Source organism: Streptomyces sp. NPDC007863, from assembly GCF_040633895.1.
Lineage (GTDB): Bacteria > Actinomycetota > Actinomycetes > Streptomycetales > Streptomycetaceae > Streptomyces.
The window spans coordinates 232,103-241,589 of the sequence record NZ_JBEYEI010000014.1 but is presented as its reverse complement, the minus strand read 5'-3'; the positions used below and the strand labels follow the sequence as shown (position 1 = coordinate 241,589).

Below are 9,487 nucleotides of genomic sequence, written 5' to 3'. Positions count from 1 at the left end.
GGGGGGGCGGGCGCGCGCCCGCGCGGGGGGGCCCCCCCCCCGGCCGGTGGGCCGGGGTGGGCACGGACCGTCCGGCCGGCTACGGGCTGCCGGCCGCCGGCCGGACCGGCGCGGACGGACACCGTGACGCGTCGCGCGTCGCGCGTCTCAGAACAGGGCGCCGCCGGCGAACTCGCCGTGGGCCTCGACCTCGGGCCCCAGCGCGTCCAGCCGGTCCTTGACGTCGAGCAGGACGGCGAGTTCCTCGGGCGTCAGCTCGGTCAGCACCTGCCGCTGCTCCTCCGTGAGCAGATCGACGGCGAAGCCGGCGCGGTACAGCGTGTCGAGCATGTCGGGTGGCTCTCTCATGGAAGACCTCTCGTCGGAGCGGACCGTCCGGTCTCCCGTCCCGGCAGGGCCGCCGGAGCGGGGCGCCCGAGCCGGACGAACAACCGGGTGAGCGCGTCCAGGGTGTGCAGTGCGCTGACGGTCACGGCGGACTCGTGCGCACGGGCGAGCGGCAGGGCGTCGAGGAGGGCGTACACCTCGGCCACGTGCCCGGTGTCGAGCCGGGCGTGGGCGCGGACGGTACGGAAGGCGGCGGCCGGCAGGCCGGTGTGCCCGGCGAGGTACGGGACGAGACCCGGCTCGGGGGAGTGGCCCTCCAGGACGGCCACGTAGCCGAGCAGGGCCACCGGGTGGTGGTGCTCGATCCAGTAGTACTGGGCGCCGGCCAGCGCGGCGGCGTCCGGCGGCGGCACGGCGGCGAGGACGGCGCCGGGGTCCTCCCCGGCGGCCGCGAGGTCCCGGAGCAGCCAGGCGTCGTGCCCCTCCTCCTCCCGGGCGTGGTGCTCCAGGTGGTCGGCGAGCGGACCGCCGAGCGGATCGCCCTCCCCGGCCAGCGTCCGGGCCCGCCCGGCGGCCCGCAGCAGCAGCGGGACGGAGGCGCGGATGACGGTGTGCATGGAGTGGAGGTAGGCGAGGTACCGCTCCCGGAGCCCCTCCGGCCGCCACAGCGCGCCCGCGGCGCCGCGCAGCGCCGGCTCGGCGAGCGCGAGCCGCGCCCGCAGCCGGTCCGAAGCGGACGGCGGGGCGGACGGCGGGGCGGACGGCGGAGCGGACGGCGGGGTGGCGATGCCGGTTCCGGTCCCGGTGCCCGTGCCGGTCACAGGGACGCCTCCGCCGGCGTCGGGCCCCCGGAGGCACCGAGGGCAACGGGCCCGGTGGGGCGGGAGCTTCGGGGGAGTACCCAGGGGGCGTAGGGGGCGCAGCCGTAGTGGCGTACGAGTTCCACCGGGCCCCGGTCGGCGCGCCGCCGGGCGACCGTGAGGTCGAGGAGCGCGCCCGCCGGGCCGGCGGCGTCGGCCGCCGCGCCGGCGGCGACCTCGGGGCGGTCGGCGAATCCCCGGCACTCCGCGCAGGGGGAGGCCGCCGGAGCCGCGTCCGGCAGATGGCGCTCGCGCAGCGCGGGGGCGCCCATCGCGCGGACCAGGCGGAGCAGCGGTGAGCCCAGGGTCCGGGCGCGTACGGCCGCCCAGTCGTCGGACGCGAGGTGGCCGAGCGTCAGATGGGCCGGGGCGGGGCGCCGGTCCACGACCTCCTGGTTGCAGCAGGCGAGGACCGTGCCGTCGAAGGCCACCACCGGCCAGGCGGCCATCGCGCAGGGCGCCGGGGGCGCGGCGGCCGCCCGGTACCGTGCCGGGCGGGCCGGGCCCGCCCAGGACGCCGCCCTGCCGACCGCGCGCACCTCGTTGACCAGCGCCGGGACCGTACCGTCGAACTCCCGGTCGATCGCACGGGTGACGTCCGCGAGGTACGGGTCGTCGGGGCCGTCGCCGGTGAGGTGGAGGCTGACGGCCGGTCCCGCCTCCCGGATCTCCCGCAGCGCGCGGAAGACGGCGGAGCGCGGCACCTCCCGCTCGTGGTGGACGTCCAGGCTGGCCGAGAAGTGGTCCACCGAGGCGAGGGCCCGCAGGACGGAGGCCGGTACGACACCGGACCCGGACCCGGACCGGGGGCGCGCCCCCGCGCGGGCGAAGAACATGCCGCTGAGCACCGCCGTCCGGGTCCCCGCCGCGCGCGCGGACGCGCTGAGGTCGGCCACCAGGCGGGGGAGGAGGAGGGGTTCGCCGCCGGTCAGCATCATGACCTCGGGCCGGTCGTCCGGACCGAAGGAGCCGACGAAGCGCCGCAGCAGGCCCGGCTCCGGCCGCTCGCGCGTCTCGGGCGCGGAGGCGGTCGAGCAGTGCGCGCAGCGCAGGGGGCAGCGCCGGGTGAGCGTGACCAGCAGCCCCGCGGCGGGCACGGGACGCAGGCCGATCAGTTCGGCGAGTTCCATGGGACCCCTCCCTACGGCGACGTGGGCCCGCGGGGCCGTGGAAGGCCGTGAGGGCCGTGGAGGGGCCGCCCGCGGGGGCCCGCCCAGCCTCGCGCGGGGCGGTAGGGCGGCGCCCCGGGGACGGTTCGCCTTCGGTATGTCCGCAGGCCGGCCGGGCTGCGCGGGGCCGCGACGGGTGCGCGGGCGCGGTCCGGCGGCGCCGTGCGCTGGCGCCATACCGAGGCCATACCGGCGCCGGGTCGTCCCCGGGGCCGGCCGTCCTAACTTTCTCGGCGACGGCAGGCGAGAGCCCGCCGCCGACCGAAGCACCAGGCTCAACCGGCGCCATCGGGTCGACCGGCCCGACCGGGTCAACCGACCCGACCGACTCTCGACGGATGGAGAGAACCATGTCCGAGAACACGCAGCCGACCGAGGAGACCCCCGAGGTCGAGGCCCACAGCATGGTCGGCGAGAACGCCACCGCCCCGGAGGCGTTCGACGACGCCGCCGAGATCATCTGCGGTGTCTACGACAAGGAAGTCCAGGCCTGACGCCTGCGGCACTCCTTGATCAGGCCGGCCCGGTGGGTCTTCCCCGACGGGCCGGCCTCGTCCCCCGTGAGCTCCCGGAGATGAGGAGGTGGACATGACCCTGCGCGTCCTTCAGGGACAGTCCGGAGTGTGGTGCCAGGGCGCCGGCGGGACCCTGCTGCTGCCGTTCGCGTACGCGGTGGACGGGCGGCTGACCGAGCAGGGGCACGCCGAGGTCGTCCGCGCCGGCATCACCGAGCAGCGCCCGCGCAGCCGCTACAGCCTGACGGTCGTCACGGCCACCGACTGCAACCTCGGCTGCCCGTACTGCTTCCAGAACACCGCGCCGGCCGCCCCCGGCCGCTTCGACCCGCCCCGCATCCCGCGCGCCGTCCTCGACGACGCCACCATCGAACGGATCGCGGACTTCACCGGCGCCAGGATGGAGGCGGCCGGACTCGACCGGCTCTTCGTCCTCCTCTTCGGCGGTGAACCGCTCCTCAACCCCGCCGCCTGCCGCGCGCTCCTCACCCGCCTCGGACGGCAGGCGCCGCTCACCGCCTCGATGGTCACCAACGGCGTCCTGCTCACCCCGGCCCTCGCCCGCGACCTCGGCGACCTCGGCCTGCGGTCCGCGCAGATCACCCTCGACGGGCCGCGCGAACTCCACGACGGGCTGCGCACCACCCGCGCGGGCCGCGGCACCTTCGACCGGATCGTCGACAACCTCGCCGCCGCCCAGCGGACCACCGACCTGCGCTTCACCCTCCGGATCAACACCACGGCCGAGGTGCTGCCCCGGCTGCCGGAGCTGGCCGCGCACCTCGCCGATCGGCTCGACGCCTCCCGCTGCGTCTTCGACGTCGCGCCCGTCCTCAACTACGCGGGCCTGTACGACGCCGGCATCGGCAACACGGACGCCGAGCTCACCGCCGTGCTGCGCGGCTACGCCACCGCCCTCGACCTCGGCTTCGAGGTCGGCTGGCCCGGCCGGGGCGCCTGCGGCTTCTGCACCGAACGGGACGGCACGACGGGCGCGGTCGTCAACGCCGACGGCACCCTCTACAGCTGCTGGGAGACGATCGGCAAGCCCGGATACGAGGTCGGCACCCTCGACGGGGGCTACGGCGACTACCCGGACCACGCCTGGGTCAGCTGCTCCGAGTTCGCCGCCGGTGAGTCCGGTTCCGGCACCGCCGGCTTCGCCGACCGGATCGCCGTCGGTCTCATGGAGCTGCTGCGCGAGCGCCGCCGCCGGACGGCCCCGAACCCCGGCACGGCCCCGGAACCGGCGGGTGCGCGGTGACGGCGGGTGCGCCGTGAGGGCGCTGTTCTGTCCGCTGTCCGACCCCGGGTACCTCTACCCGGCGACGGCCGTCGCCCTGGAGGCGCACCGCAGGGGGCATGCCGTCACCCTGCTGTCCACCGGGCCGGCCGCCCGGGCGGCCGAGCGGGAAGGCCTCGACGTCCTCGAACCGGGCGAGGCCTTCGCCGTCGGCCGGTGGTTCCGGGCCGGGGAAGGGCAGTACCACCGGATCCTCCAGGCCGCCCGGACCGCCCGGCCGGACGTCCTCGTGACCTCCGTCCTGTGCGTCGGCGCGCTCGCCGCCGCCGAGACCCTGGACCTGCCCGTCGTCGTCCTGGGCCTCGCCTGCCACCTGTGGCCGCACCGCGACGGCCCCGGCCCGGGCGACGCCGAGGACCGCGGCTGGCGCCTGGACGGCGCCCTCGACGTGTACCGGACGCTGCGCGCCGGACTCGGTCTGCCCGGCACCGGACCCGACGGGCAGCGGGCGCTGCTCGGCACCCGGTTCCTGCTGCGCGGCCACCCCGCTCTGGAGCCGCCCGGGGCCGAACTCCCGGAGGGCGTACGGCACGTGGGGCCGTGCTGGTGGGAGCCGCCGGCCGACGAGGCCGCCGACGCCGGGCTCCGCGCGCGCCTGGACCGCACCGGCAAGCCCGTGGTCTACGTCCACCTCGGCCGCGTCTTCGGCGGCGAGAGCCTGTGGCCCTGGATCGGGCGCACCTTCACCGGCGGCGCGTTCCAGGCCCTCGTCGAGACCGGCCGCAGCGAGACCGGCCGCCACGGCGACCCGTACGGCCTCACCGGCATCGCCGCGACCGCCGACGTCACCGTCGTGCGCCGGCCGTGGATGGGCCCCTTCCTCGACCGGGCGAGCCTCGTCGTCACCAACGGCACCAGCGCGCCGGTGCTCGGGGCGCTGCGCCACCGGCGTCCGCTGCTCGTCTCGCCGAACGGCGGCGAACAGCGCGTCCTCGCCGCCGCCTGCCTGCGCGCCGGCGTCGCCGCCCCGCTCGACCGCGCCGCACCCGGCGACGAGCGGCTCCGGGCCGCCCTCGCCGACCGCGCGACGGCCGCCCGCGCCGCGCGGACGGCGGACGCGCTCGACCAGAGCAAGAGCGAGTCGGCCGCCGCGCAGGCCGTCGAGGACGCCTGCCGCTGAGCCGCCCGGGCCCGCGCCGGCCGCCGCCTCCCGAAGTCCCGTCCACCGCACGGAAGGAACCGCACCGTGGCCACCACCACGCCCGCCGACCACGCCGCCGTCGCCTACGACCTGACCGCGCCCTTCTACGACTCGCTCACCCGCCACGACGACTACGAGGCCTTCTCCGCCGTCCTGGAGGACCTGATCAAGCGCGCCGACCCGCCCGGCCGCCGGCTCCTCGACGCCGGCTGCGGCACCGGCCGCAGCAGCGTCCTCTTCGCCGGCCGCGGCTACCGGGTCACCGGCTTCGACATCAGCTCCTCGATGATCGACATCGCCCGGACCCGGCACGCCGGCACCGGCGTCGACTTCCACGTCCACGACATCCGCCGCCCCGCGCCCGGCGAAGGCCCGTACGACGTCGTGCTCTGCATGAGCGACATCGTCAACTACCTCGTCGAGCCGGACCACGTGGCCGAGGCGTTCGCCGCCCTGTCGGCCGTGATGGCCCCCGGCGCGGTGCTCGTCTTCGACGCCAACACGTCCCACGGGTACGACCTGATGACCGAGCCGCACGTCATGGAGGACGACGGTCTGGTCGCCCTCCTCCGGGGCCGGCACCTGGACGCGCACGGCCGCTACCGGCTCACCATGGACGTCTTCCGCGAGCTGCCCGGCGACCCCGGGCGGTGGAGCCGCGACACCGTCGACCACCACCAGTCCCACCACGGCCAGGACCGGCTCGCCGAGCTCCTCGGCGCCGCGGGCCTGCGGCTCGTGGCCCGCCACGGACTGCACATCTCCGGCACGCTCGCGGACACCGTCGACGAGACCGTCCACACCAAGGGCCTCTACGCCGCCGTCAAGCCGCGCACGGACTGACCCCCCGCGCACGCGCCGCGCCGCGCGCCGCCCCGAACCGGAGAAGATCCCATGATCAACCGGAACTTCACACTGCTGTGGACGAGCCAGGCCCTCTCCTGCACGGCCGGGGAGATGGCCGCGCTCGCCCTGCCGATGGCGATCCTGGTCACGACGCACTCCCCGGTCGACGCGGGCCTCGTGGCCACCGCCATCGGCATCGCCGAGCTGATCGCCAAACTGCCCGGCGGACTCATCGCGGACACCGTCGACCGCCGGCGGCTGATGATGTTCTGCGACGCGGCGCGCGCGGTCCTCGCCCTGATCCTGGCCCTGGCCCTGGCCACGGGACGCTTCGGCACCGCCCTGGCGATGGTGACGGGCGCGCTCACCGCCGTCCTGTCGACGGTGTTCTCCCCGGCCGAGGGCGGGGTGATCCGCCAGATCGTGCCCCGGGACCGCCGGCGCGAGGCGGTCACCACCAACATCGTCCGCACCAACGTGGCCATCGCCGCCGGGCCCCCGCTCGGCGGCGTCCTGCTGGGCTTCGGCGCCCCCCTCGTCTTCCTCCTCGACGGCCTGTCGTACCTGCTCTCCTTCGGGCTCGTCTCCCGCATCCGGTACACCTCGCCCCCGGCGCCCGAAGGCCCCGCCAAACCCCGCGGGCTGCGGAACACGGGCGGCGAACTGACCCGCGGCATCCGGTGGGTGGTGCGCCGCCGGCCGCTCCTCGTCCTCATCGGCTTCGTCGCCTACCTCAACCTGCTCGGCCGCGCCGTCGAACTGCTCGCCGCCGTCGAGGCCTCGGAGCTCGGCGCCCGGCCCGTCTCGGCCGGCATCGTCCTCACCGCCGCCGGACTCGGCGGCATCGCGGGCGGCTTCTGCGCCGGGTGGGTGCTGCGGCGGCTGCGCCCGTCGGCGGTGATCGGCACCGTCTGCGGGACCTGGCTGTTCCTCATCCCCCTCACCGCCACCGGCCACCAGGTCGTCACGGTCCTCGCCGTCTTCGCCCTGGTCTTCGCGCTGCCCCTGATCGGGGCGCTGGTCTCGCTCTCCGTGATGCTGGACTCCCCGGCCCACCTCCAGGGCCGCATCTCCACCGCCACGACCATGCTCGCCGTCTCCATCGCCTGGGCGGGGCCGGGCGCGACCGGCTTCCTCATCTCCGGGTCCGGGGCCGAGACCGCCTCGCTGGTCCTCGCCGCCCCCCTCGCCGTGATGCTCCTGCTGCTCCTGGCGAGCCGCCGCCTGCGCACCGACCTCGACACGCTCAGCGCCGACGGACCCGAGGACGGGGACGGGGACGGCCCGGACGGCGCCGTCGAGGCGGCCGTGCCCCCGGGTGGGCCGTCCCGCCGGGGGCCGCTCACCCCCGGGTGAGCAGCGGACTCCGCACGGCCCCGGCCCCGGCCCCGGCCGCCCGCTCCCGAGCGAACAGCCGTACCAGATGCGGGAGTTCGTAGAGCGCGGTGTGCGCGTTGACCTCGCTGCGGGGGGAGGTCAGCAGGCCGGCGCCGATGAGGGTCTCCACCGCGCGGAGGGCCGCGCCCTCGTCCAGGCCGAGCGCGCCGGCCGCCTCCGGCAGGGTGAACGGTCCCTCGGGGGTGCGGGCGGCCAGCCGTTCCGCGTCCCGGCCGCCGCCCGGCGGCAGCTCGTCCCAGTCCCGTCCGAGCCGCCGCCGTACGGACACGTCCCCGGCCGTCAGCTCGTCGAGCGTCCCGGCGGGATCGGCCAGCCGGTCCGCGAACTCCCGCAGCGGCATGTGCCGCAGCACGGCGAGGCGGCTCCCGCTCACCCTGACCGCCAGCGGCAGCAGGCCGCAGGCCCGGACGATCCGCAGCGCGGCCTCCCGGTCGGCGCGGACGCGGGCCCGGCCGACGATCCCGCCGAGGAGCGCGAGGGCGCCCTCGGGGTCGAGCGGCGGCACGTCGACGCGGTGCACCGGCGCCAGACCGCCGAGCGGACCGCGCGCGGTGAGCAGCACCCGGCCCTGCCCGGCCCAGGAGATCAGGGGCCGTACGGCCTCCTCGTCGGGCACGTCGTCGAGGACCACCAGGGCCCGGTGCTCGGCGAGCCACGCCCGCCAGGCCTCGGCGGGCGCCACGCCCGGGGCCGACGCCCCGGTGAGGAGGGACAGTTCGGCCAGGACGGCGTCGAGCGGCCGGGGTGCGCCGGCGCCGTCCCGCATCGCCACCAGGAACCGTCCGTCCTCGAACTGGTCGGCGAGCAGGTGCCCGGCCCGCACCGCCAGGGCGGTCTTGCCCGCACCGGCGGGCCCGGTGAGCAGCACCGCCCCGCCGCGGCCGGGCCCGTGGCCGTCGTCGGCGAGGGCGTCGAGCAGCTCCCGGAGCTCCTCGTCGTGCCCGGTGAAGTCGCCGATGTCCGGCGGCAGTACCGCCCCGGCGCCGCGGCGCGCGGACCGGGACCCCCCGCCGCCCGCCGTGCCGTCGGTGTCGCCGGTCAGGATCGCCCGGTAGCGGGCGGTCATCGCCCCGCCCGGCTCCAGGCCCAGCTCGCGGGCGAGCAGCTGGCGGTAGTCGTCGTACACGGCCAGCGCCTCGGCCTGCCTGCCGGAGGCGCCCAGCGCGGACATCCAGGCCGCCCGGAGCCGTTCGCGCAGCGGATGCCGCTCGACGAGGTCGCGCAGCCCCTCGACCAGCCCCGGCGCCCCGCCGAGCTCCAGCTCCGCCTCCGCCCAGTCCTCGTAGACCGTCAGGTGCCGCAGTTCCAGCCGCTCGGCCTCCTCCGCGAGCCGCGGCGACCCGCGCAGCCCGCCCAGCGGCGGTCCCTGCCACAGGTCGAGGGCCGTGCGCAGCAGCCGGGCGGCGGTCCGGGGCGGCCGGCCCTCGGCGGCCCGCACGAGGGACCGGAACCGCAGCGCGTCCAGCTCCTCCTCGGCCACGCGCAGCACGTAACCGCCGGCGGTGTGCGCGATCCGCTCCCGGCCGCCCCCGGGACCGGCGGGCTCCGGGGGCAGCAGCGCGCGCAGGGCGCTGACGTACACCTGGAGGTTCTTCCGCGCGGTGCGCGGGGGCGCCTCCGGCCAGACGGCGTCCGTCAGCGCCTCCACGGACACCGGGGCGTTGGCGCTGCCGAGCAGCGTGGCGAGCACCACCCGCTGCTTCAGCGGCCCGAGGGGCAGCTCCCGGGGGCCGTGGTGCGCCGACAGCGGTCCGAGGACGCGGAAGCGGACGGCGCCCGGGCCGGGCGCGGGCGCGTGGAGTGGCGGCATGGAGCGGACCCTCCCTGGGGTGGTGGGAAGCCGGCGGGGCCGGTCGTCGTCCCTCGATGCTCGGGCCTCACCGGCCCACCGCACATCGGTGCCGGACCCGTACTCTCCCGGCACGGAA

Annotated in this window: 9 protein-coding genes; 5 read left to right on the top strand and 4 right to left on the bottom strand. The window is 77.1% G+C overall.

Annotated elements, in window-relative coordinates; all coding sequences use genetic code 11:
• Nucleotides 1–147: 147 nt before the first annotated feature.
• From ABZ621_RS23095 to ABZ621_RS23085, 3 genes are all read right to left on the bottom strand, one after another.
• Complete coding sequence (locus ABZ621_RS23095) at nt 148–348, bottom strand: aroma-sacti cluster domain-containing protein (RefSeq protein WP_360607416.1); 201 nt, start codon at nt 346–348, stop codon at nt 148–150.
• Nucleotides 345–1,049, bottom strand: a complete 705-nt coding sequence (locus ABZ621_RS23090) for an iron-containing redox enzyme family protein (protein ID WP_360607442.1) — start codon at nt 1,047–1,049, stop codon at nt 345–347. Before ABZ621_RS23090 ends, ABZ621_RS23095 begins: the two co-directional genes overlap by 4 nt.
• A 95-nt stretch (nt 1,050–1,144) precedes the next feature.
• Nucleotides 1,145–2,317 (bottom strand): radical SAM protein, encoded by a 1,173-nt coding sequence (locus tag ABZ621_RS23085; protein WP_360607414.1) that lies wholly within the window; start codon nt 2,315–2,317, stop codon nt 1,145–1,147.
• 389 nt (nt 2,318–2,706) lie between these two features.
• Between ABZ621_RS23085 and ABZ621_RS23080 the strand changes: the two genes are divergently transcribed.
• From ABZ621_RS23080 to ABZ621_RS23060, 5 genes are all read left to right on the top strand, one after another.
• A complete protein-coding gene (locus ABZ621_RS23080; protein WP_169091883.1) occupies nt 2,707–2,850 on the top strand; it encodes a hypothetical protein in 144 nt (47 codons plus the stop codon).
• Between the two features lie 94 nt (nt 2,851–2,944).
• Nucleotides 2,945–4,135 (top strand): radical SAM protein, encoded by a 1,191-nt coding sequence (locus tag ABZ621_RS23075; RefSeq protein WP_360607411.1) that lies wholly within the window; start codon nt 2,945–2,947, stop codon nt 4,133–4,135.
• 13 nt (nt 4,136–4,148) lie between these two features.
• Nucleotides 4,149–5,294 carry a glycosyltransferase gene (locus tag ABZ621_RS23070; RefSeq protein WP_360607409.1) on the top strand — a complete coding sequence of 382 codons (1,146 nt, stop codon included), beginning with the start codon at nt 4,149–4,151 and terminating at the stop codon, nt 5,292–5,294.
• A 66-nt stretch (nt 5,295–5,360) separates the two neighbouring features.
• Nucleotides 5,361–6,158: a methyltransferase domain-containing protein gene (locus ABZ621_RS23065; RefSeq protein WP_360607407.1), complete on the top strand. Its 798-nt coding sequence runs from the start codon at nt 5,361–5,363 to the stop codon at nt 6,156–6,158.
• A 51-nt stretch (nt 6,159–6,209) separates the two neighbouring features.
• Nucleotides 6,210–7,517: an MFS transporter gene (locus tag ABZ621_RS23060; protein ID WP_360607405.1), complete on the top strand. Its 1,308-nt coding sequence runs from the start codon at nt 6,210–6,212 to the stop codon at nt 7,515–7,517.
• Here ABZ621_RS23060 and ABZ621_RS23055 read toward each other — a convergent pair.
• Nucleotides 7,504–9,369: a BTAD domain-containing putative transcriptional regulator gene (locus ABZ621_RS23055; protein WP_360607403.1), complete on the bottom strand. Its 1,866-nt coding sequence runs from the start codon at nt 9,367–9,369 to the stop codon at nt 7,504–7,506. The two genes, ABZ621_RS23060 and ABZ621_RS23055, sit on opposite strands and share 14 nt — an antisense overlap.
• Nucleotides 9,370–9,487 lie beyond the last annotated feature (118 nt).

Excerpts from the sequence above, each read along its gene's own strand:
- ABZ621_RS23095 (WP_360607416.1), bottom strand. The coding sequence starts at position 348 with ATGAGAGAGCCACCCGACATGCTCGACACGCTGTACCGCGCCGGCTTC.
- ABZ621_RS23085 (WP_360607414.1), bottom strand. The coding sequence starts at position 2,317 with ATGGAACTCGCCGAACTGATCGGCCTGCGTCCCGTGCCCGCCGCGGGG.
- ABZ621_RS23080 (WP_169091883.1), top strand. The coding sequence starts at position 2,707 with ATGTCCGAGAACACGCAGCCGACCGAGGAGACCCCCGAGGTCGAGGCC.
- ABZ621_RS23075 (WP_360607411.1), top strand. The coding sequence starts at position 2,945 with ATGACCCTGCGCGTCCTTCAGGGACAGTCCGGAGTGTGGTGCCAGGGC.
- ABZ621_RS23060 (WP_360607405.1), top strand. The coding sequence starts at position 6,210 with ATGATCAACCGGAACTTCACACTGCTGTGGACGAGCCAGGCCCTCTCC.
- ABZ621_RS23055 (WP_360607403.1), bottom strand. The coding sequence starts at position 9,369 with ATGCCGCCACTCCACGCGCCCGCGCCCGGCCCGGGCGCCGTCCGCTTC.